This is a genomic window from Brevibacterium siliguriense (assembly GCF_900105315.1).
Classification (GTDB): Bacteria; Actinomycetota; Actinomycetes; order Actinomycetales; family Brevibacteriaceae; genus Brevibacterium; species Brevibacterium siliguriense.
In genome coordinates this window covers 1-22,322 of sequence record NZ_LT629766.1, presented here as the reverse complement: position 1 = coordinate 22,322, position 22,322 = coordinate 1, and the positions used below count along the sequence as shown (strand labels likewise).

Annotated in this window: 18 protein-coding genes; 9 read left to right on the top strand and 9 right to left on the bottom strand. The window is 62.1% G+C overall.

Features of this window, described 5'->3' with window-relative positions:
- Window positions 1-63: 63 nt before the first annotated feature.
- Both BLU88_RS00085 and wecC read right to left on the bottom strand, forming a co-directional pair.
- On the bottom strand, window positions 64-1,407 hold the full coding sequence (locus BLU88_RS00085; RefSeq protein WP_092008957.1) for an enolase C-terminal domain-like protein: 1,344 nt from the start codon (window positions 1,405-1,407) through the stop codon (window positions 64-66).
- 282 nt (window positions 1,408-1,689) lie between these two features.
- A complete protein-coding gene (wecC, locus tag BLU88_RS00080) occupies window positions 1,690-2,949 on the bottom strand; it encodes a UDP-N-acetyl-D-mannosamine dehydrogenase (RefSeq protein ID WP_092008955.1) in 1,260 nt (419 codons plus the stop codon).
- A 301-nt stretch (window positions 2,950-3,250) separates the two neighbouring features.
- On the opposite strand from wecC, the gene wecB reads away from it, so the two are divergent.
- Window positions 3,251-4,414 (top strand): non-hydrolyzing UDP-N-acetylglucosamine 2-epimerase, encoded by a 1,164-nt coding sequence (gene wecB / locus BLU88_RS00075; protein WP_092008953.1) that lies wholly within the window; start codon window positions 3,251-3,253, stop codon window positions 4,412-4,414.
- Between the two features lie 21 nt (window positions 4,415-4,435).
- On the opposite strand, the gene BLU88_RS00070 is transcribed toward wecB, so the two are convergent.
- The 7 genes from BLU88_RS00070 to BLU88_RS00045 all read right to left on the bottom strand — a co-directional run bounded on the left by BLU88_RS00070 (window position 4,436) and on the right by BLU88_RS00045 (window position 15,017).
- Window positions 4,436-5,224 (bottom strand): hypothetical protein, encoded by a 789-nt coding sequence (locus BLU88_RS00070; RefSeq protein WP_092008951.1) that lies wholly within the window; start codon window positions 5,222-5,224, stop codon window positions 4,436-4,438.
- A complete protein-coding gene (locus BLU88_RS00065) occupies window positions 5,221-6,588 on the bottom strand; it encodes a polysaccharide pyruvyl transferase family protein (protein WP_092008948.1) in 1,368 nt (455 codons plus the stop codon). Before BLU88_RS00065 ends, BLU88_RS00070 begins: the two co-directional genes overlap by 4 nt.
- Entirely contained in the window at window positions 6,585-9,095 is a 2,511-nt protein-coding gene (locus tag BLU88_RS00060) for a glycosyltransferase (protein WP_167356837.1), read from the bottom strand. Before BLU88_RS00060 ends, BLU88_RS00065 begins: the two co-directional genes overlap by 4 nt.
- On the bottom strand, window positions 9,088-9,948 hold the full coding sequence (locus tag BLU88_RS18250) for a hypothetical protein (RefSeq protein ID WP_231939499.1): 861 nt from the start codon (window positions 9,946-9,948) through the stop codon (window positions 9,088-9,090). Before BLU88_RS18250 ends, BLU88_RS00060 begins: the two co-directional genes overlap by 8 nt.
- Window positions 9,941-12,574, bottom strand: a complete 2,634-nt coding sequence (locus BLU88_RS00055; protein ID WP_092008942.1) for a glycosyltransferase — start codon at window positions 12,572-12,574, stop codon at window positions 9,941-9,943. Before BLU88_RS00055 ends, BLU88_RS18250 begins: the two co-directional genes overlap by 8 nt.
- Window positions 12,571-12,906, bottom strand: a complete 336-nt coding sequence (locus BLU88_RS00050) for a hypothetical protein (RefSeq protein WP_092008941.1) — start codon at window positions 12,904-12,906, stop codon at window positions 12,571-12,573. Before BLU88_RS00050 ends, BLU88_RS00055 begins: the two co-directional genes overlap by 4 nt.
- Before the next feature lie 218 nt (window positions 12,907-13,124).
- Window positions 13,125-15,017, bottom strand: a complete 1,893-nt coding sequence (locus tag BLU88_RS00045; RefSeq protein WP_231939498.1) for a glycosyltransferase family protein — start codon at window positions 15,015-15,017, stop codon at window positions 13,125-13,127.
- A gap of 248 nt (window positions 15,018-15,265) precedes the next feature.
- On the opposite strand from BLU88_RS00045, the gene BLU88_RS00040 reads away from it, so the two are divergent.
- The 8 genes from BLU88_RS00040 to BLU88_RS18990 form a co-directional block, all read left to right on the top strand.
- Entirely contained in the window at window positions 15,266-17,182 is a 1,917-nt protein-coding gene (locus BLU88_RS00040) for a nucleoside-diphosphate sugar epimerase/dehydratase (protein WP_167356835.1), read from the top strand.
- On the top strand, window positions 17,182-18,183 hold the full coding sequence (locus BLU88_RS00035) for an MraY family glycosyltransferase (protein ID WP_092008937.1): 1,002 nt from the start codon (window positions 17,182-17,184) through the stop codon (window positions 18,181-18,183). Before BLU88_RS00040 ends, BLU88_RS00035 begins: the two co-directional genes overlap by 1 nt.
- A gap of 1,362 nt (window positions 18,184-19,545) precedes the next feature.
- A complete protein-coding gene (locus BLU88_RS18030) occupies window positions 19,546-20,067 on the top strand; it encodes a hypothetical protein (protein WP_157688890.1) in 522 nt (173 codons plus the stop codon).
- A gap of 8 nt (window positions 20,068-20,075) precedes the next feature.
- Entirely contained in the window at window positions 20,076-20,687 is a 612-nt protein-coding gene (locus BLU88_RS00020) for a glycosyltransferase (protein ID WP_157688888.1), read from the top strand.
- The gene (locus tag BLU88_RS00015; RefSeq protein ID WP_092008929.1) at window positions 20,651-21,112 is read left to right on the top strand and encodes a glycosyltransferase family 4 protein; all 462 of its coding nucleotides are present in this window, start codon (window positions 20,651-20,653) and stop codon (window positions 21,110-21,112) included. The genes BLU88_RS00020 and BLU88_RS00015 overlap by 37 nt, the downstream gene beginning before the upstream one ends.
- A gap of 156 nt (window positions 21,113-21,268) precedes the next feature.
- Window positions 21,269-21,424 (top strand): hypothetical protein, encoded by a 156-nt coding sequence (locus BLU88_RS18025; protein WP_157688886.1) that lies wholly within the window; start codon window positions 21,269-21,271, stop codon window positions 21,422-21,424.
- A complete protein-coding gene (locus BLU88_RS00010; protein WP_092008928.1) occupies window positions 21,421-21,642 on the top strand; it encodes a hypothetical protein in 222 nt (73 codons plus the stop codon). Before BLU88_RS18025 ends, BLU88_RS00010 begins: the two co-directional genes overlap by 4 nt.
- A gap of 67 nt (window positions 21,643-21,709) precedes the next feature.
- Window positions 21,710-22,322 (top strand): ABC transporter permease (locus BLU88_RS18990; RefSeq protein WP_167356834.1); only part of this gene is annotated, 613 nt, incomplete at its 3' end.

The following is a 22,322-nucleotide window of genomic DNA, read 5'->3' as shown; positions in this document are numbered from 1 at the left end:
TCGTTCCTGTCATGCGGTGGTGTGTGGATTGTGTGGTGGAGACCTGGTGGGGTGAGAGTGTGCTCAGGCAGAAGCCTCGGCGGGTGCCTTCGCATCTGCGGTATCGGGCAGCTCCGTCCATTTCGGTCCTTCCGGGAAGGCGAAGGCGTGGAGAGTCTCGGGTTTGATCTCGGCTCCGGCGCCCGGTGCCGAGGGGGCCCAGTAGCGTCCGGAGTGGACATCGACCGGTGTGACGAAGTGTTCGTGCAGGTGGTCGACGAACTCGATGCAGCGATCGTCCATCGAACCCGAAACGGCGACGAAGTCGAACATCGACATGTGCTGGACGAGTTCGCAGAGGCCAACTCCGCCGGCGTGCGGGCAGACGGGGACTCCGGCATGGGCGGCGAGGAGAAGATTGGCGATGTTTTCGTTGACTCCGGCAACGCGGGTTGCGTCGATCTGCATCACGCGCAGGGCGTCGGCCTGCAGGAACTGCTTGAACAGGATGCGGTTCTGACAGTGCTCACCGGTGGCCACCGGGGTCGGTGAGATGTGCTTCTGAATGTAGGAGTGAGCGAGGACGTCATCGGGCGAGGTCGGTTCCTCGACCCAGCGCAGATCGAACTCGGCCAGATCACCGATCCAGTCGACGGCCTCGGCGGAATCCCAGTGCTGGTTCGCGTCGATGGCGATGGGGAAGCCCTCACCGCAGATGTCCCGGGCGATGCGCAGACGTCGGATGTCATCGTTGCGATTGGCCCCGACCTTGAGCTTGATCTGTTCGAAGCCTTCGTCGAGTGCTTCCCGGCAGAGCCGAGCGAGCTTCTCGTCGGAGTAGCCGAGCCAGCCGGGAGAGGTGGTGTAGGCCATATAGCCCCGGTCGCGCAGCTCCTGCATGCGTGCAGCCTTGCCGGATTCGGCCTTCTGCAGGATCGACAAGGCATCGTCGGCGGTCATGAAGTCGCTGAGGTAGCGCAGATCGACGAGGTCCAGGAGCTCCTGCGGGTTCATCGAGCCCAGCAGCTCCCACAGCGGCATGCCTGCGCGTTTGGCCTTGAGATCCCACATGGCGTTGACGACGGCGCCGATCGCCATGTGGCTGACGCCCTTCTCCGGGCCGAGCCACCGCATCTGCGAGTCATGGACGAGTTCCTTCCAGAAGCCGCCCATGTCGTCGATGATCGCTTCGACATTGCGTCCGATGAGGGTTTCGGCGATGACCCGGATCGCTTCGGTCTGGATGTCGTTGCCGCGTCCGATGGTGAACACGAACCCGTGTCCGGAATCTGCTGGCGCTGCGTCCGTAGTCACGATGAGGTAGGCCGCTGAGTAATCAGGGTCGGGGTTCATTGCGTCGGAGCCGTCGAGGCTCAGCGAAGTGGGGAAGCGCAGGTCGATGACCTCGACCTCGGATATCTGAGACATGATTCCCTTTCTCGGGCACAGCAGAAAACTATAGATCGGATGTGTTGATCGAGAAATGGCGATCTTCTCGATGAAACCTCATCTGCTTTTCTCATTTGCAGTGTAGACATCCTATGTTTTCTCCGTCAAGGTGTTGACCACAATGAGATTCTGCCGGTATGCCCGCTCCAGCCGGTTGTCTTTTCCGTGTTTCATCCGACGTGAATGGAAATGGAACGGATTCGGCCCGCTCCCGGAGAGGTCTCCGAGGCGGGCCGAGCAAGAAGTGGCAGAAAGTTGTCTTTAGCCCCACACCCCACGCGTATCGTGAACGATCTTCTGTGTGAGCAGAGTCCGGTCGATGCGGGTGAACTCATTGTGGTCGACGAGCAGCAGCACGATATCGGCGGCGCGGATGGCTTCGTTCACCTCGGTGAGAGCGACGTTGTCGCGCTCCTCGAGTTCAGAAGGCAGATTGTCGATGTTCGGCTCGACCGCCATGATGTTCGCGTTGGGAAGTTCGTCGGCAAGCTTGCCGACGATCTGCCGTGCGGGGCTCTCGCGCAGGTCATCGATGTTCGGCTTGAACGCCAGGCCGAGTGCCGCAATCTGCACATCCTGGATTCGACGTGCCTGGGGGAGGAGCTTGTCGAGCACGTACCTGGGCTTCGAGTCGTTGACCTCACGTGCGGTCCGGATCAGTGACGACTGCTCGGGTGCAGTCGAGACGATGAACCACGGGTCAACGGCGATGCAGTGGCCGCCGACGCCGGGGCCGGGCTGCAGGATATTGACTCGGGGGTGGTGGTTCGCGAGCTTGATGAGCTCCCAGACGTTGATGTCGAGACCGTCGGAGATCACCGACAGTTCGTTGGCGAAGGCGATGTTCACGTCGCGGTAGGCATTCTCGGTCAGCTTTGCCATCTCTGCGGTGCGCGCATCGGTCATGAGGAACTCGCCCTCACAGAACAGTTCGTAGAGGTCGCGGGCACGTTCGCCGGCATTGCCGTTGAGAGTGCCGACGATGCGATCGTTCGTCCGCAGCTCGATCATGATCCGGCCGGGCAAGACCCGCTCAGGGCAGTGTGCGAAGTAGACTGTCTGTGCGCTGCCGGGCTTGAGCGTAAGATCCGGGCGTTCCTTGATGATGGTCTCGGCCAGGAACTCCGTTGCTCCGGGTGGTGACGTCGATTCGAGGATGATGAGCTCATTGCCCTCGAGCAGAGGGGCGATCTGCTTGCCCGCTGTCTCGATGTAGGACAGGTCCGGTTCGTGCCCGTCCTTGAACGGCGTCGGCACGGCGACGATGTAGTTGTCCGCGTGCGGAGTCTCGGTCGTCGCCCGCAGATAGCCCTGCGATACGACACCGGCCACCGTTGTCGCCATATCAGGCTCGACGAAGGGAACCTGGCCGGCGTTGATCGTGGCGACGGCATCGGCGTCGATGTCGACACCGACGACCTCTGCGCCCGAACTCGCCAGAACAGCCGCTGTCGGAAGGCCGATATAACCGAGGCCGATGACGGCGACTGAGGGGCGTTGAGAGGTGGCGGTGGGCGTCATGTGTGCGATGCTCCAAACTCGAGATGAACGACTTCTGATGTTACCCGAGAGCCTCTCGAGGCAACCTGACAACAATGACTGATGAAATGACCGCTGACATGACTTCATCATCAACTTTGAGTGAATGAGCTGTGAAGGTCTTCTGATCCGGTCAGTCGGAGCGTTCCCGTCATGATGAGATAGACGGAGCCGGTATGTCCAAGCTCAAGAGAACTGCATACCATTACCCTTATCGGCATAGATGCGAGAACCCTGCCCCGCCGAGGCGGTCCCCGTGGTTCTCCCGACCAGGAGTTCGTGCGTGACCCCCACTGTCCTCACCGTTTTCGGCACCAGGCCGGAAGCCATCAAGGTGGCCCCTCTCATCCGGGCGATCGAATCGAGTGCGACCCTGCGCTCCCGCACAGTCGTCACCGCCCAGCATCGTGAGATGCTCGACCAGGTCAATGATCTGTTCGGAATCGTCCCTGACGTGGACCTCAACATCATGTCCCAAGGACAGACCCTCAACGGGATCGCCTCTCGTGTCATCGGGGACCTCGACACCGTCCTGGAAGATGAGGCTCCCGACGCCGTGCTCGTCCAAGGCGATACGACCACCGTCATGGGTGCCTCCATCGCCGCCTTCAACCGCGGCATCCCGGTCATCCACCTCGAAGCCGGGCTGCGCTCGGGCAACCTGCTCAGCCCGTTCCCCGAGGAAGCCAACCGGAAGCTGACCAGTCAGATCTCAGCACTCCACCTTGCCCCGACCACACGGTCACGAGACAACCTGCTGGCCGAGAGCATCAATCCGGCCGACGTCGTCGTCACCGGAAACACCGTCATCGACGCCCTCCACATCGCTGTTGACATGAACGTGGCGCCGGCTGACTCGGTTGTCGCCGACTATGTCGACTCCGACCGTGCAAAGCTGCTCGTGACAACCCACCGTCGGGAGAACCTCGGCTCGTCCATGGAGAACATCGGAGACGCCCTGGCGGACCTGGCCGCCGCCCGACCGGAACTGCTCATCCTGCTCCCGGCCCATCGCAACCCGCTCGTGCGCGAAGCCGTTCTTCCCCGTGTCGGCAAATTCGATAATGTGTTGGTCACCGAACCGCTGTCCTACGGCGAGTTCACCACGGTGATGGCAGCCTCAGACATCGTCCTCACTGATTCCGGCGGCATCCAGGAAGAAGCCCCCAGCCTCGGCAAGCCCGTCCTCGTCATGCGTGAGAACACCGAACGCCCCGAGGCTGTCACCGCAGGGTCGGTCAAACTCGTCGGCACCGACACCACGGTGATCGTCACCGAAGTCTCCCGACTCTTCGATGATGCGCTCGCCTATGAAGCTATGGCCAAGGCCGTCAATCCCTACGGTGACGGACGAGCGGCTGCTCGGTCGGTCGCGGCTATCGAATCGCTGCTCGGCGTCGGCGATCGCATCGCGGAGTTCGCTCCGGATGTGGCCTTCGCCGACTGAGCGAGACGTGGCCCGCCCGAGTCAGGTGCGGACAACGTCCTTGAGGATCTGGGTCAGCACGGGGCGTTTCGGTGGCACATGCCCCTCACCCGCATCGATGAGGACAGGCTCGACCCGTTGGCTCTCCGGCAGAGCGCCCATGAACGGCGAATAGTGATGATCCATATGATCGCCGTCCCCTGAATTCTGTACGTAAAGCACTGAATTTTCGACAGGGCGGCTGTAGACGTCGATGACATCGGTGCATACAGGCAGATCAGTGATCGGAGATCCACCCCACGCATAGTTGAGATACCGGTTGACGATGACCGGCACGTACGCGCCTATTGCGGTCTGAGGATTGACCGGAATCGCGGTGGACCCGGGAAACCGGGAGGAGAAGTACAACGATGCGAAACCGCCGCCGGAGGCTCCGAAGAAGATGAGCCGACGGTTCGGTCCGTCGAACTTCGCAATGATCTCGGTCAGAGCGTCCTGCAGGTTCGGCTGCCTGACATTGCCGGCATACCAGCCGAGTCTGATCCGGGAATCGACGTAGAGCGAGGGATCGCTGATGAACAGTCGGTTCGCATCGATGTCTTCGGAGAAAGTCGATCCGGAGAATACAGGATAGCGGCGAACCGCTTTGGTGATGGCGGCGTGGAAGAAGACGATCGTGGTGTCCGAGCCGCGGTCGTCGTAGCGCAGGTCGACCGGAATGTCGCCGAGCATCACCGTGTACGTCGTCGAAGGTCCTGGCAGCGGACCACCGAACGCCGTCGGTGACTCGATGTGGTGGTGGCCTTCTTCGGGGACGGCCCGTGCGATCACTTCTTCAGTTCCTTCTCGATAGTCTGCAGCACGTGAGCCAGAGAGCCCTTCTCCGACCGGCGCAGACCTTCCCGGTAGAGCAGTGCCAAAGCTTCGATCGTCAGCGCCGTCGGATCAGATGACGAGGTGCCGTCGGATTCGAGGGCCTCGGACAACCAGCGGCGAGCCACGCTGCGGTTTGCCCTGATGCGGTTGTAGATCTCCTCGATCGAATCCCGAGCTGCACCCAGAGCGTTTTCGACATCCTCGCGGACAGCGGTGATTGTGCGGTCGTCCAAACGCACGGCGCAGGTCGGGATCTTCAGCAGTTCGAAGAGACCAGGCATCTTGTGCCCGTGAGTCTCCGAGTAGACACCAACGCTTGGAACCGCCTGAGACGATGCGAGGATCACGGAATGGAACCGTGAAGTGACCAGGGCGCCGACGTGCCCGAGCTCGTCGATGAAGGCCCTGAACCCCTGGGGATCGCTGAGTTCGACCCGGTCGGCCCCGGCAAAGTCGCCGAGGTGGTCGGCCAGTGTCGCTGAGATCTCACGATCGGCACGCGTCTGCACGATGATCTTCACTCGACCGCCATCGCCCAGATGCGCCTCGGCGATCGACGAGAAGAGCTGAAACGCCTGCGAGCTGCGGAACTGAGACCCCCGGAACTTGCTCTGCACGAATGCCGATCGCCGTGATCCCGAACGGATCCCCATGTCTTCGGGTCTCAGCACTATGCCCAGCACAGATCCGTCTCGGTCTGCTGCCTCTCGTTCGCGGAGACCAGGGACGAAGAATCCGGGATCGAGCAGGACCGGAAACTGCGAGGAGTCGTGCGATGATCCGAGCCGCTTCGATTCGAGGTCGCGGTAGGCAGCAGCTTTGAATCCCTTGTGGATGAAATCTTCGAGCAGAGCGCCGAACCTTGTGCGGAACGGTCCGACCGTTGATGGGAGCAGCACCACGGGTGTGCCGATGGTGTGCGCTGCGAGGGCTGGGAGAATCCGCCATACGAGGTCGACGAGGTTCTCGCTGGTCGGCGATTCGAAGAGATGCTCGCCCGCGTTGAGGACGACGAGATCGACGTCACCCATTCCTGTATCTTCCGCGAAACGCTCAGGATGGGCGATGTAGTCGATGAGGAGCTCGATCTCCTCTCTGCCGCCTCGCTCAGTTCCGTCTGCCGGAACAGTCGTCAGGTCCAAGCCCTTGAGCGTGAAGCTCGACTGCCGCCGGTACTGATCCGCGGGAGCGAGCAGTACGGCCGTCGAGTTCTCGACGTCGACCCCGGTGTGGCGCATCAGCTCGAGCGCGCCTGCATTGATGGCCAGGTCACCCCAGTTCGAGGCGACGTGCCCGTAGAACAGCATCGTTCGAGTCATGATGTCAGCCTATCCAGCACCGAACCCATGACCGCGCCGACGGCTGACCAGCTGCGTTGGGTCTCCGTCCAGCTGGCGGCGGCCTCGACTCTGTGCTCAGTCGCCACCGGGTCGGTTATGACGGAGGTGACCGCCTCGGCGAGGGCTTCGGCCTGTCCGCTGGGGACGACGAGGCCGCGCCGTCCGTGACCGACGATCTCAGCAAGTGCCGGAACGTCGGAGACGATGACGGGTTTCTTCGCAGCCATTGCTTCGAAGGGCTTGAGCGGAGAAACCGCCCGGGTGGCCGGGGTGAGCAGCCGAGGATAGGCACACACGTCGATGACCGAGTAGAGGTCTTTGACCTGGTCATGCGGGACACGTCCGGTGAACGCAATAGTCGATTCGTCGAGACCGAGTTCGGAGGCGAGTGCCTGTACCCGAGCGGATTCGGCTCCATCGCCGACGAGAAGGGCACCTATTCGGATACCGCTGCGTCGCACGAGGCCGATGGCGCGGACCAGGACGTCGAGCCCTTCGTAGCCGACGAAGGTGCCGATGTATCCGATGATGGGAAGGTCGGTGCTCCAACCGAAGCGAGAGAGCACACGGGGATCTTTGTCGACTGCCCCGAAGGTCGCGGCGTCGACGGCGTTGGGCATGATCTCGATGGGGCTGCGCGAACGAATCCGCGAAGAGATGATGTCGCGCATCGCCTCGGTGATCGTGACCACGGAGTCGCAGTTCTCCAGCACCGCGTTCTCCAGGGCCACGGTGCGTGCGCGACGGCCTTCCATCCGGGCAGTGTTCTCTGCTTCGTAGACGAGTTCCCACATACCCGAGACCTCGTAGACGACGGGGAGGCCGAAACGTTTGGCCGCAATGAGTGCCGGCAGCGCCGACACATAGGTCGAGCGCACGTGGACCGCCGAGGGGCGCTCGCGGCGGATCACCTCGGCATAGTGATCAACGGATTCACGCATATAGGCGAACTCCCCGTCGAAGCGTGCAGCATTGCTGCCCAGACGCAGGTACCGGATTCCGTCATGCAGCACCTCGGCAGTCGCCCCCGGTTCCAAATGATTCGCAGCTTCGGGGAAACCAGGCCGGGTCAGTGCGGTGAGCTCATAGCCGTTGGCAACGATGGTCTTGAGGACGTTGTGGGCACGAACTGCATATCCGCCGCTCTGATCGGGTGCACTCGCATGAAGAACGGTGAGTATCTTGCCTGCGACCGGGGAGAACGAAATCGTCGAACTATCGGCTGCTTCCGCCAGCTCGTCCAACATCTCAGACGCCGCAGCCGCCTCCCGGATGATGGGCCTGTCCGCGGCGGATGCGGCAGCAGGGTCGGCGACGAGGGCGATCTCGCTGAAGCGGCCGGTTCCGTAGAGAGCTCGGATGAGACGTGCCTTGAAGACCTTCCCGCGCTCTGATGGCAGCGCGATTGTGGCAAGGCCCAAGGTTTCGTCGTAAAAGCCTGATGCCAAGAGGTGGCCGGTGAGGACGTTCCTCACCGCAGCAGTCTCGGCCCGGGTTCCGCGAAAACGCAGCAGCTTGGTGAAAGCGCGGTACGTCGAGGACAACGGCAGCAGCCGGAACGACTCCACGCGGAAGGCATCAACGACGACTCGCACATGCTTGCTCACTGCCGGTGAGCCGATGATGGCTTCCAGCCCGAGCGCAGCGGCCAGGGCTGTGACGTCTTCGGCTCCGGGGAGTACGAGATCAGCGGTCGGGCCTGCATCCAGCAGCTCGGAGCCGCGCACCGACACGATCACGTTCTCACCGGATCGGTTCGGAGCGAGCAGAAGTGTTCGCGACCGTTCGAGCAGTGGCCTTCCGAGCCGCTCGGATATCGACAGTGCCGCATCCGTGGATTCGGTGACGACGGCAGACACGACGGGCAGGATCGCCAGGCGTTCGAGCACAGAATCCAGCGCATCCTGCGCCCGCACGGTTGACTGGGTGCGGATGCGGACAACATCATGGTGGATGCCGTCTGGGCGGTCGTCGAGTCGTCGAATGAGCGTCTGGAACCATGGAGTCTCGGTGCCGCCACCGAACTCGATCGGCGAAGAGCCTCCAGTACCGGCGAGTGAGACACCGCCTTCGGCAGTGACTGTCAGGTCGAATGTCTCCCGGACACCCGCACCGGAGTCCTGGTGGGGCAGTTCATTCAGCAGGGGCTCCAGCCGTCGTCGCTGCCAGGGTTTCGCTCCGGAGGCAATGGCATGGTCGGTCAACAGACGTGCCAAACGGGGGTGACCGTGAGTGGAGAGATGGTCGGCGACGAAGCGTGACCGCAACGACGAGCCCTCAGCAACGGCGATATGGAAGAGAATTCGGCGGACCGTCGCCGAGGTCGTGAGGTCCTTGAGCTCGACGCAGATCCGGCGCGCGGCCATCCCGATGTCGTCGGCATGGTCGGCCAGGGCCCGGGCAGCGGCCGATACTCCCGCGACGATCGATTCAGGGTCCGGAGAAAGGGCGGGGAACGTGGCGTCGGTCTCGATGGTGTCACTCATTGATGGCTTCCCTGAGGATGCTGTTGATCGCCGTGGTGGTGGCGGGCCTCGGCAGAGGGTTGTGCCCGCCCCGGACGTCGGAATAGAGCGACACATCGAAGCATGAGCGCTCGCCTGACTGCGCCGGCAGAGCGGCGACGAGGGCGGGCAGCTGGGCAAGTGAGTCATTCTTGCTGGCTGCGTTGATGAGACAACGTGTGCGCGGAATATGACCGAATGCGGCGAACGCGTGAGCGACCGAGGTCCTGTCAGGGTGATCGATGGCGATGTCCTCGGTCGGTTGGTCCTCGTAGGAGTACCCAGCGATGGTGTCGACGAAGGTCGGCATGTATTTCGTCCAGTCGATCTGCGGATTGTTCACCAGCGCACGGCTGCCCTCGTCTCGGGCGGCGGCTTGAAGGGCTTGGAAGCCTCCTGCGCTGGTGCCGAAGTAGAGCCGCGCGCCCGCGGGAATGTCGAGGCACTCTGCTGTGAAGCGGGCGGTCTGTGCCATTGCGGGGTTGGCATAGCGGCCCTGCGTTCCTTGTCCCCAACCGATGCTGATCCGATTGTCGGAACGCAGGGTCGGGTCCGAGAGGAAGAGAATATCCGCTTCGATGTCGTCGACCCATGTCCGGCGTTGGAAGATCTCCTGCGGATCCTTCTCCGGTGTGCGCCGGACGGCCCCATTGAAGGCGATGAGCAGTCGACCTGTCTGTTCCGGCCGGCACCACAGCAGAGCCGGCACGGTGACCGTACCGACGTGGAAGTCGAATCGTTGGAAGGTGCCGGGCCGCCGTACGATGCAGTCTCCGGGCAGCAGTGTGCCCAACTGGTCGAACGGAGGCTCTTCGGTCATCGAAGCCTCAGACATGCGGCACAGAGTGGAGCTCGGCGAGTTCTGAGTCCTTCCACGTTGTCTTGCCGTAGAAGTGAGTGAGACGACGGATGAGGTTCATGCACTCGTCCTTGTCCTCCTCGGCGGCGAAGGCGAGCTTTTGGACGAACCATCCCTTGACGAACTGTTCGAGCCGCTTCGCGTTGTAGTCCTCGAGCAGCCCGACCTCGCGCAGCCACGCAGACCGGTCCTCCTCCAAAGGGAGGTACTTCTCGTAGAAATGGGGATTGATTGCGTTGACCGTCGAGTTCGTCACCGCCGCGTAATAGGTGTGGATCGGTGTGGGCGTCAGCCCGATCCGATTGGCGTGGAAGAGCATCTGCTGGAAGAAGTACGAGTCCTGTCCGACAGCGCCGATCGGCTGGTAGATGCCGAGCCCCTTCAACCACTGCGTGTCAGCCACGAGTGCCTGGATGCTCATCGGTTGGAAGTTCACACGCGAGAGCGCATTGTCTTCGAGCACGCCGTCGTCGCCGACGACCGGTCGCAGGATGCCCGCGTTCTTGATCATGATCCGGTTGTGCTTGAACCGCATCATATTGCCGATGGCGAAGTCGTATCCGTGCTCTTCGACCATCTCGAGCAGCAGCGCAAAACCGTCGTTCGTCTGCTCGTTGTCCGGATCAAGGTAGGTCACGTACGGGGCGCGGGTGAGTTCGAGCCCCTTGTTGCGTGGACGTGAGGCGCTTCCTGAACCACCGGCCGGGAACCGGTGGACTCGAACGTTCGGGTAGGCACGGTCGAGTTCGTCGAGGATCGCAGGTGTTTCGATGTCCGTGGATCCGTCGTCGACGAGGAGGATTTCGCAGCGGTCGAAGATCGAGGACCGGCGCAGGGACTCGAAGCACTTGAACTTCAGGTGAGGGCCGTTGTTGTACACGGGCACGATGACGCTGATCTCGGGCTCGACCGTGACGTCGATCGTCTCGGCTCGCTCGAGGACGAGATCCGAGGCGATCGCCAGCGTTGTCCGCTCGGGCCCGACACCGTCACCGAGGTGGCTGCCGACGGGGCACCACGTAGCAGTGATCTGTTGGTCGGAGTCGACCGGACCGACGAATTCGTAGAGAGGCTCAGCGGTATCGATGGGCAGGATCCGAACCTCATCGACGTCGGTGAAGCGGAAGGCGTTAACCGCGTCCTGAACGAGGTGATGACCGAAATCGGAATGCCCGGTCAGGTTGATGACGACGTCGCCGTCGGCTCCGGCGACACGGTCTGAGCCGTTTGGAAGAGCCGCCATCGGACCCGCATAAGACTGTATCCGGCGGAAGTCTTCGAAGTCGGATTCGGCCAGTCCGGTGATGTAGACCGTGTGATCGGGTGAACCGGAATCCAGCCCCATCTCCTCGGCGATCGTGTCGATGCGGTCGAATGCGGTGTTGGCGGTGAAAGCGGCGCGGATTCCCGCCACCTGTGCCTGCCGGATGCTTCTCTGTGTCAGAGCACGGTACGTCTGCTTCATGTCGAGAGAGGAGTCGGGCATACACACCTGCGGATAGAGGGAGTTCACTCCCGCGTTGTAGTTCGAGACGATGAACGTGCCCATGGCCTGCAGCTCGATGATCCGGTTGGCATACATCGATTGGGAGTTCACGACCGAGTTGAGGTTGATGCCCACAGGAAGGAGACGCTGCAGGTCGAGCAGGGTCTCGTGATCGATCGGCCTGTGCAGATGCGGCAGGTACCGCTCAGGGAAGAGATAGCGTTCAGCCTTCGCGAACTTCTCCGTGTCTAGTTCGAGGTTGCGGTCGACGATCGTGAGATCAGCTCCGGCCGATAGCAGACCGTCGAAGATCCTTTGGGCAGACGACTTCCGCTCCGGGTACTTGTGCTCGAACCAGGATCCGGCGAAGACGAACTCGCGGCCGGAGTGGCGCATGCTACCGAGGGGATGGTGATGGACGAAGTTAACTGCGAAAGGCAGCACAGTCACCGGCACTTGGTGGTGGAGGTACTCGCGGTATCGGGGCACGCATTCGACAGCGCTGGTGAACACGTGGTCGGCGAACTTCGCAAGGGGAGCGAACTGTTCGTAGTTCGGAGGATCCTCCTTCGAATAGAAGGCGATCGGAATCTCGTTCTCACGGGCGAATGGAACGACCTGCGACTCGAGAACCTGGCGTGCCGGCGAACCGGACAGTGCGATGTTGAACCATTCGTCGTCGAGGCCGCGCCAGGCAGAGGTGATGAGCAGCAGGTCGGTGTCCGCCATGTCCTGCTCATAGGTCTCAGGACTGATCGGCACCACATGAGCCGCGTCCTTGAGCGAGTCGAAGAGGAACCGGTCGGCGATGATGCCGATGCGCAGCTTCCGTCGAGGATCCCAATGCTGCCCCGAAGTTCTCGGCAGCTGCTGAGCTTTTTCGACGAGGGCCGAGATCTTGGTTTCGACTGGGGCGGCGAAGGAGCGATGGCGCTCGAGGTACTCCTCACGCGAATCAGCCAGATCGATGTAGGGGTGCCGTCCGAACAGACCGTCGATGAAATAGTCAGACTGCGTGTGTACCTCGAGTGACTTCTGACGAGCGCGGGTTGCCTTCAGCTCCCTGATTCGGGTGTCAAGAGAGGCCTGCCGCTTCTTGATATCGGCGTCCTTCATCGCTGACCGACCTTCTGCTGGGATGTGCTGCGTTGCAGACGGCGCAGACGCCAGTACGCGCGCTGCACCTGCATGGCTTTGGAGCTCAGCAGCCGTTCGAGCCGTTCATTGACCGAGGCGAGTTTCGCATCTCGTTTCGCGACTTCGTTCTTCAGTCGCTCGATCTCCTTCTCGCGCTTGTTGATGCCTCCCAGCAGCTTCGACTCACGGTCGTAGGCGCTGATGAGTTCCTTGGCGAGTTCGGCATTGAGCGACGAAGTCTCATCAATGACACGGGAGACGTTCTCGCGGACGGATCCGAGGTCCTCGGCTCCGGTCGTGGTGGTCTTCAAATGGGCTCCAGTTGTCCAACGTCCGCAATGGAACTTCTGGCCATCGGAAGCGGTGGAGTCCCACTGCGAAATCTTCACAGCATGACCGTCACGCTACTGACCGGATCAGACCGAAACTGCCCATTTCACCAACAGTTCACCTGGCGCATACGAAGAATTCCGCAGGCCGGTCGATTCGGGCCGGTCTAACGATCAGCAGAGCGTCGACGAGTGGAGCCTCAGAAGCAGTAGTGGTCCGGAGCGTATCCGAATGCGTGGACGTCCCCGTTGGCCAATAGGTGGCTGTCGTCGACGCTCCACGTGTGTGCATGGTATCCGCGGACCTGGACGAAGTTGAACCTGTCAGCCGAGTAGATCTGGGCTCCGGAAGCGATGAGTCTCTGTTGGAGCTCCGTGTCCTCACCGAGAGTGCGCTCCGCGAACGGATTGTCCAGAAGCGTTGTCCGATGCGTCATCAGAGTCGGTCCCATGACGAGGTCGGTGAACCGGTGCTCGCGTTCGGGGAATCGGCAGATGACGATGTCACGGCCCCGAATGTGCAGGTAATGCGCTTGCTTGCCGACGAGATCGGCATTCGAATAGCGCAGTGCCGCGAGCTGGTCGCCCAGGTAGTGCGCTCCGTAGACATCGTCGTCGTCCATCTTCGCGATGACGGCCCCGGAGGCCGCCTGAACTCCGCGATTGAGGCAGACTCCCAACGGCTGCGCAGAATCGACCTCGACGATCTGCAGATGCTCGATCCCTGCTTCTGCGGCGCGGGCACGCAGATCGGCAGGTGCCGTGAATCCGTGGGTCACCAGCACGAGTTCCCTATCCGTGTGCAGCTGCGCGGCATGGGTGCGCAGAACCTCGCCGAGGTGGTCGGGTCGATTCGTCGACACCACAGCCGAGACGGACGTGGGGAATGGCTGCGCATAGTCCAAGCCGAGCGATTCCATCACTGTCATCGCTCGCTGCGTGTAGGTGTGCTCGGCCCAGATGCGTCGTTGGGCAAGGTGGACGGTGCGGTCTCTCAGTTCGGGGCTGCGCACATAGGCGCGCAGAGTCCACTCTGCTTCCTCCTGCGTCTCAGGCTGGGGGACCTCGGTGGTGGGGAAGAACTCTCGGGTCGCAGCACTCGGTGTGGTGACGACGGGGGTGCCGGCGGCACTGATCTCGAAGATCCTGCGTGCGCACATGCTCGGGGAGTCGGTGACGGAGTTGACGTTGAGGAAGACCTTGAAATGTTTGTAGGCGGTGAGCAGATTGCGGTACGGAAGCGAGCCGACCACACGCCCGGCCAAGCTGCCGGGGAACTGATAGCGCTCATCGTTGCCGAGGAACCGGGAGAAGATCTCCAGACCGTACTGCATCCTCGGCGATACGGCGTCAGCGGCACCGAGCAGCAGGTCCATCTGCTCTCTGCGCTCCGGATATTTGTGGGCGAAGTACATGCCGGCGAAGGCGATGTCTCTGGCGGCGGCATTCCGTGCAGGACGTGAGGGATTGTGGACCGCCGGCTGTGCAGCGAACGGCAAGGCGGCGACTCTGTCGTGACCGAGTCTGGAGCGATATTCGGGGATCAGCCTGACATCGCTGGTGAAGACGACGTCGAACATCTGTGCCAGGGGCAGAAAGTCCTCGAAGTGCGGGGGATCCTCCTTGTTCCAGAAGACGGTTGGAATGCCTCGGCGACGGCACTCGCCGAGCAGTTCGGTGATCTCGGGGCTCGGACCCGATGGGCTCGTGAGCTTGAATTTCCACTGACCGTCGTTGCCGCTCCAGGCAGACTCGACGAAGACGAAGTCGAGACCGTCGAGCTCGGTCGACCACTGTGTCGGTGACAGCGGTCGGAGCGACCATTCATAGCCGAAGCTCTCGGTCGAGAATTCGTCGAGGATGACCCCCACAGACAGCTGATCGAAGACCGGAGTGCGATGCTGCATCGGCAGGGGAGGAAACAGTTCTGCGAGGACCTCCGCCGACAGACTCCCCGTGGCGACCTCAGCGGAGGCTTCTGCGGCACCCTGGACCAACGAGCGGCGACGCCGCCACTTCGCGACTTGGCTGATTCCGCCGTTGCGCAGATGCCACACAGCGGTCCTCAGTGTGCGAAGTGGTGTCGGTGACACGTCATGAGTCCTCTCGGCGGTAGCCAGGGTGCGGAAGCGGGGAAGTGAATCGAAGTCAGCCGACGGCTATCGACGCTCAAAGTTCACAACGTCATTTCTGTATGAAACCTGTTAACGCCAATAGTACAATCGGAAAGTTGCAAGTGGCTTGGCGAAGCCGGACGAGAAACCAGAATGAAAAGAGGACCGTGGGAAGCAAGTCTGACCCCATTCCCTCACGGACCCCAATGCGACGGCATGGCAGAGCCATGGCTTTGTCACTCATCGATGGTCTCGTCTTCGCGTTCCTCGTCGTAGCGATGACGCTCGTGAGATATGACTTCCACACCTATCTCGTCAACGGCCCGGGAATGCTCGTCTGTTCGGCGATCGCCCTGGTCGTCTTTTTCATCGGCGGGCCATTGGCGATCTACCGCGGTCGCTACCGACGTGGCTCGACTGATCAGTTCGCGGCAATCGTGGGAACGGTTGCTTTGGGCGTCGGGATCATGTGGGTGGTCGAATTCGCCTTCGCCAGCCGACTGCTCATCCCGACCAGCGTCCCGATCACAGCGGGAGCGCTGATGGTCGTGATCAAGAGCCTCGAGAACTGGATTCGTCGCAACTTGAGGCAGCGCAGCCTCACCATGTCCGGTGCGTCGCGACCCACGATCGTCGTCGGCGCAGGAAACCAGGGCATGCTCGCCCTCGATATGATCGCTCAGGACTCGCACAACGAGTTCGTCGCTGTCGGCATCCTCGACGACGACCCGGCCAAGCGGCATCTGCGCTACAACGGAATTCGGGTGCTCGGACCGATCGCCGACATCTCCGCCCATGTCGATCGCACCGGCGCTGGGGCAGTCATCATTGCGATCTCCGACCTGCCTCCGGAAGATCTCTCCCGCATCGCGTCGAATCTCGAGTCCCGGCCTGTCGAGATCAAGATCATGCCGAAGCTCTCGGACTCCGCGTTGGCGCGTCCCGAGCCGGACGCTCATGACGTCGCCGGCCTGCGTCACCGAAGCTTCCGCGATGTCAGCCTCGAAGACCTCATCGGACGCAAACCGATCTCGACGAATATCGACGACATCGCCTCGGCGATCACCGGCAAGGTCGTCCTCGTCACCGGAGCCGGCGGCTCCATCGGATCACAGCTGTGCCGTCAGGTCGCCCGGTTCGACCCGGCCCGGCTCATCATGACCGACCGGGACGAATCCGGCCTGCATGCCACCGAGCTCGGTCTTGAGGGTTCAGCCCTTCTGACCAGTGATGACCTCGTCCTCGGAGACCTGCGTGACCCGGCATTCATCGATACCCTCGTCGCCGAGGCGAAGCCGGACATCATCTTCCACGCCGCAGCGCTCAAGCACCTGACTTTCCTCGAACGCTTCCCTGAGCAGGCGGTGCGCACGAACGTCGGAGCCAGTCTCGATCTGCTCAACGCGGCAGTGGCCCACGACGTCGATGCCTTCGTCCACATCTCCACCGATAAGGCCGCCGGCGCGACCTCGGTTCTGGGGCGGACGAAGTTCTCCATCGAGCGGGCGATCGCCTCGGTGGCCGCGGTAACCGGACGACGGTATATGTCGGTGCGTTTCGGCAATGTGCTCGGCTCCCGGGGGTCCGTGCTCGAAACCTTTGTGGCTCAGGTCGCCGCCGGCGATCCCGTCACAGTCACCGACCCCGAAGTCACTCGCTACTTCATGACCGCTGATGAGGCCTGTGAGCTCGTTCTGCAGGCCGCAGCGATCGGTGGCCCCGGAGAGACCTTGGTCCTCGACATGGGCGAACCGATCCGCATCGCTGACCTCGCCAAACGAGTGATCGCGCTGTCGGGCCGCAGCGATGCGCAGATCGTCTATACGGGGCTGCGGCCGGGGGAGAAGCTCACTGAAGCACTTCTGTCACCGGGAGAGGCCAACAGTCGCCCCAACCATCCGCTGATCACGCAGGTGCCGATCACTCCGATCGATCTGGAGAAGCTCGGTGCCTTGATCGCCGAATCTCGAGACCCGCTGGTCTTCACCCACCGTTCGGCCCTGGAGGCCCACCTGACGAGGCTCCTCGATTCCGAAGCGACACCGGTCACCGATGACGCCACGGATGCCATCGGCCCGGTCTCGACCGCCTCAGGAATCGCCGAACCGGACGTGGAACCACATGACACCGGAGTCGGCCGCTGATGGCTCTGCAGTCGCTGGTGATCCTCGTTGTCGCTGCTGTCATCACGGCTCTCAGCGCCCTCATCGCCTTTCCGCTGCTGCGTCGAGCGGGGGTCGTCGATGTTCCCTCTCATCGCTCCTCGCATACTCTGTCGACCGTACGCGGCGGGGGAATCGCCATCGGCTGCGGCATCACCGTGGCCACAGTTCTCGCCATCGTGTGGAGCGTCAGCGAAGACGGGGTCTTCGGCCTCGGCGGCGTCCTCCTGCCGATCGGTTTCCTGGTGCTGACCTGGTGCTATTCGGCCATCGGGATGAGCGACGACCTCGACTCCCTGCGCCCCGCCGGGCGCCTGATCGGACAGGTCATCCTGGCTCTGCTGTTCAGCGCGATCATCGCAATGTTCTCAACCCAGGGAATCGCCCACGTCATCGCATTCGCTTTTATCGGAGTGACCACTGTCAACGCAGTGAACTTCGTCGACGGACTCAACGGCTATGTCACCGGGTGGACCATAGTCACCGCCGGATGGTTCGCCTTCGTTGGTTCCTGGGTGGGCGAGTACGACATCGCACTGCTTGCTCTGGCATTGACCGGTGCCGCTGTCGGGTTCCTGCCATTCAACCTCGGGCGGGCCAAAGCTTTCCTCGGAGACACCGGCAGCTACGGAATCGGCGCGGCCGTCTTCGCCCTCGCGATCTGGCTGTTCGTCCAAGGCGTCCCGATCGTCGTCATCATCGCACCGATGATCTTCGTCTTCTTCGACGTCGGACTCACTCTGGTACTGCGACTCTTTCGGGGAGAGAATATCCTCTTGCCCCATCGCGAACACATCTACCAGCGGATCCAGCAAGCTGGGTGGCCACACGGATCCGTTTCGCTCTTCCACGCCGCATTGAGTGTCCTCGCCTGCATTATGGCAGTTCCGACCCTCATCAGCGGAAATACGGCGACGACGTACCGGCTCATGTGTTCTGGGTCGGATTGCTCGCCCTCTACGCGCTGCTGCCTACGTGGTTGAATCGTCGCGCCCGTACGGAGGCAGTGACCGCATGAGGATCGTACTGCTCAGCCATTACTACTATCCCGAGGTCGGCGCACCGCAGCGACGGTGGCGCATCCTCGTCGACCATCTGCGGGCTGCGGACACGACGTCATCACGGTGGCGCCACACCCGCACTACCCGTATTCCGACCGAACGGATTCTTCGGCTCCAATGTCGGGCGGGGCGACGTCGAGTCGACGTGCGCCTCGCGGCACTGGACAGAGGCGTCGATGGTGAGCGGATCCTCCGCGTGCCCTATCTGCACAGTGGGTCGTCGATGGCCCGGCAGCTGCTCGATCAGTCGTGTCGGCGACTGGCGCGATGTCGCGGTCATCGATCGCTTCGGGGCAGAATGCGTCCGACGTCATAGTCTCGACGACTCCGGCACTGCCGTTTCTGCTGGCAGGGACACCTTGTCGCGACTGCTGCGCGTGCCGCATATCGCTGAAGTGCGCGATGCGTGCCGGACCTCATCTCGGAGATGAACTTGGTCACCGGGCACTCGGAAGTATCTTCCGGGACGCTGACGCGGAGCCTCGAGCATCGGCTTCTGCCGGACCTGCTCACTCGTGCTCAACGGCGTGCGGCGGTCGTGGTCGTCACCACGGAGGGTTTCAAACGTCGCTTGGAACAGCGCGGGTGACCGCCGAGGTGGTCCGCAGCGGAGTCTCACCCGCTGAGTTGGAGGTGCATCCGGGCTGACTGCCACGGGGCGATTCCGCTCATCCCGACGCCGACGCGACCGGTGCCCTCGGGATACGGCCAACCGCGGTACGGTAGCCGATCGCAGTGGACTCAATCTGCTGTATGTGGCACTGTCGGGCGGTCTCAGGACCTCAGCACCTCGATTCGTGCTCTGGCTCGCACCGACGGTGTGCGACTGCGCATCGTCGGCGGCGGCGTCGATACTGCGAACTCAAGACCGTCGCTGCGGAATATGGGGTACCAGTGAATTCCATTCGCAGATCGCCGTGCCGAACTCGCGGGCCATTGGGAGTGGGCAGACGCGGCTCGTCAGCCTCAGCGCACTCGAATCCTATGAATGCACCGTGCCGTCGAAGCTCTATTCACTGATGGCTCGTGGAATTCCCATCCTCGGAGTAGTCGCCGGTGAGGCCGCCGATATCGTCACTCAGACCGCGGCAGGAGAAGTTGCGATTCCCGGCGACACTGATTCAGTCGCAGCGGCAATGACGCGGATGCGAACTCGAGTCGAAGCCGGTGAGAAATTCGGAACGAATCCTCCTGCAGGACAGAATCCGCGCGACTGGGTGATTCGGAATGCTTCGGCAGCTGCCATGGGCATACCTACGAACGCATTCTTCGGCAGGTGGTGTCGTGAAACTGCGCTTCCTTGCCCGAGAGCTGACGAACGTCATCGTGACGACGGCTGGTCATATCAATGACGATCGAGTGTTCTTCGGTATGCAGTTGGCACGTCGACTGCCGGGCCCGCCTCGCGTTTCGTCGGATACGCACTCGGACGTCTGCCGGCGACGCCAGTCGGCGGCTTCTGCCTGGCTGCTCGGAGAAGAGACGACGGCGAAGTCACTGGTCTCCAGTTCTTCTGCCTCCTCACGTCTGCTCGGAGAGATTGCGCTCAACCTCGGCATGCTCGACGCCGCTGATCGCATTGCGGACTCACTCGAATCCGCCGCACAGTTGCGGTCCCGCATTCTCTGGACCCAAGGCAATATCGACGAGGCGATCAGGGTCCTCCCGACGGTAAACGCAGGAAACGCCTCTCCGCTGAGCGAAAGTCCATGTCGCCTGGCTGGTGGCCAGGCACCGACGCACATCTCATTGCTCGGCCCGCACATCGTTCAGGTATTGGTCCTTCCTCGTCCCTGCACGTGCTGACGAACTCATTGCCTCATACCCGATCGGGCTACGCCTACCGCAGCCACCTTATCCTCACTACTCTCAAAGATGCCGGGTACCAGGTTGCAGCCGTTACTCGTCCCTCCTATCCGGTGACGATCGGACGGCTGAGCCAAGACGCTGTCGAATCCGTCGACGGAATCGACTACCTGCGTGACGTGCCACTCCGGCCTGCGGCCACACCTACTTCGCGTCTCGCGGACCAGGCGGCATGGATCGCGGACCAAGCTCTCGAACGTCACGTCGACCTCCTTCACACCACCACGCACTATGTCAACGGTCTGGCCACCGGGGCGGCCGCCAGAGCCGTTGGACTGCCGTGGGTCTATGAGGTCCGCGGAGTTCTCGAGGAGACTTGGGCCGCTGCAGGCAGCACTCCCGCAGATCGGATCGCGCGTCGGGAGAGCCAGCGGTTCGCCATGATGCGGTCGAAGGAGATCGAAGTCGCAGCAGCGGCTGACGCGGTCATCACCTTGGGTGAGACGATGCGTGAGCACCTGATTGCCGGGGAGTTCCGGCAGATGCCATCACACTCATCCCGAACTCGGTCTCCGAAGCAGTCGTGGACACCGATGTCACCCGCACTCCGGCCGATATGAGAAGAAGCCTCGGCCTGCCCGGCGACGGAATCTGGGTCGGCACGGCGGCGTCGATCGTCGGTTATGAGGGCCTCGACGACCTCGTCGACGCCGTCATCCTCGCCCGCAGCCAAGGGACGGACCTGCGGCTGCTGATCGCCGGTGACGGTGTTGCCCTGCCGGAACTGCGCGAACGCGCCGCGGTCCTGGGAGAGAACGCAGTGTTCACAGGCCGAGTCTCCCAATCCCAAGCCATTGAGTACCAACTCGCGCTCGATGCCATCGTCGTGCCGCGGAAGGACGAACCGGTCTGTCGTTTGGTCACTCCGATCAAACCGATCGAAGCGATGGGCCTTGCCCGACCCGTGGTGATCTCCGATCTGCCGGCACTGCGCGAATTGGTGCGGACAGTGCAGGTGTGTCGACACCGCCGGAGAATCCGCTGAAACTCGCGGAACTGCTGTCCGAGCTCGCGGCCGATGACACAGCGAGGGCAAGGTTCGGAGACAATGGACGAGCACACGTTCTTGCAACTCGCAGGTGGAAGGAAATCGGACGACGATATGGGCAGGTCTATTCTCAACTCGTGGGAGTGATGCGCGATGAGTGAGACGACGAACCCCCTCGGGCTGAGTTCGATCCCGTCCGTGTCGAGCGAAGGCCTCGTACCCGTCGGTCGACGGACGAGTCTGAGCAGCTACCTCGCCGCGCTGTGGAACCGCCGGCACTTCATCATCGCCGAGTCCGAGCCAAGATGAGCGGGTCGACGAGGAAGAACCTTCTCGGCTACGGCTGGCTCTTCCTCAATCCGCTGCTTTCGGTGCTCGCGTTCTGGTTCATCTTCGGATTCATTCTGCAGACCTCTCGAGGTGTTCCGAACTTCCTCGGGTTCCTCGTCGTCGGAGTGTTCTTCTTCGGGTACACCGGCAAGTGCATGACCGGCGGAACCGGGCGATCCGCTCGGGCGCGTCGATGATCAAGGGATTCCAATTCCCCGTGCCGCACTCCCGATCTCCACTGTTGTCCGCAATTTCCTTGACTTCATGCCGACGTTGCTCGTCATGGTCATCGTGCTGGCAATCGTGCCTCCGCTAGAAGTCATCACCTGGCGTGTCTTCCTCGTCATTCCCGTCATAATTTTGCAGACGATCTTCAACGTCGGTCTCGCCTGCTTCCTCGCGCGTCTTGGCCACAAGATCCCGGACCTCACGAACTTCATGTCGATTGTCAGCCGATTCTGGCTCTACGGCTCGGGAGTGTTCTTCTCAATCGAAGACCGTTTGGGGAATCACCCGGCACTCTTGGAGGCAATGCAGTACAACCCCATGCATGCTTATCTCACGCTGGTGCGATTCACTACTCTACGGAGTCGATTCGGATCCGAAGATGTGGATCGTCGGCACAGTCTGGGCCTTCGGTCTGCTCATCGTCGGTTTCCTGTTCTTCTGGAGAGGGGAGAGAGAACTATGGCCGACTCTGAGGTTCAGGACCCCACTATCATCGCCGAGAACGTCCAAGTCCGATACACCGTCAACACCAACGATCCAGGTAGCAAGGCAACTGGAATCCGACGCCTGACGAACAAAATCGTCGGGCGGCAAGGCCAGACCACCGTGCGAGCACTGCGTGGAGTCAACTTCGTTGCCCGCGAAGGCG

Bases quoted from the DNA above. Each gene is read 5' to 3' on its own strand.
- BLU88_RS00085 (WP_092008957.1), bottom strand. From the start codon at position 1,407: ATGTCTCAGATATCCGAGGTCGAGGTCATCGACCTGCGCTTCCCCACT.
- wecC (WP_092008955.1), bottom strand. From the start codon at position 2,949: ATGACGCCCACCGCCACCTCTCAACGCCCCTCAGTCGCCGTCATCGGC.
- BLU88_RS00065 (WP_092008948.1), bottom strand. From the start codon at position 6,588: ATGACTCGAACGATGCTGTTCTACGGGCACGTCGCCTCGAACTGGGGT.
- BLU88_RS00060 (WP_167356837.1), bottom strand. From the start codon at position 9,095: ATGAGTGACACCATCGAGACCGACGCCACGTTCCCCGCCCTTTCTCCG.
- BLU88_RS18250 (WP_231939499.1), bottom strand. From the start codon at position 9,948: ATGTCTGAGGCTTCGATGACCGAAGAGCCTCCGTTCGACCAGTTGGGC.
- BLU88_RS00055 (WP_092008942.1), bottom strand. From the start codon at position 12,574: ATGAAGGACGCCGATATCAAGAAGCGGCAGGCCTCTCTTGACACCCGA.
- BLU88_RS00040 (WP_167356835.1), top strand. From the start codon at position 15,266: ATGGCTTTGTCACTCATCGATGGTCTCGTCTTCGCGTTCCTCGTCGTA.
- BLU88_RS00035 (WP_092008937.1), top strand. From the start codon at position 17,182: ATGGCTCTGCAGTCGCTGGTGATCCTCGTTGTCGCTGCTGTCATCACG.
- BLU88_RS18025 (WP_157688886.1), top strand. From the start codon at position 21,269: ATGAGTGAGACGACGAACCCCCTCGGGCTGAGTTCGATCCCGTCCGTG.
- BLU88_RS00010 (WP_092008928.1), top strand. From the start codon at position 21,421: ATGAGCGGGTCGACGAGGAAGAACCTTCTCGGCTACGGCTGGCTCTTC.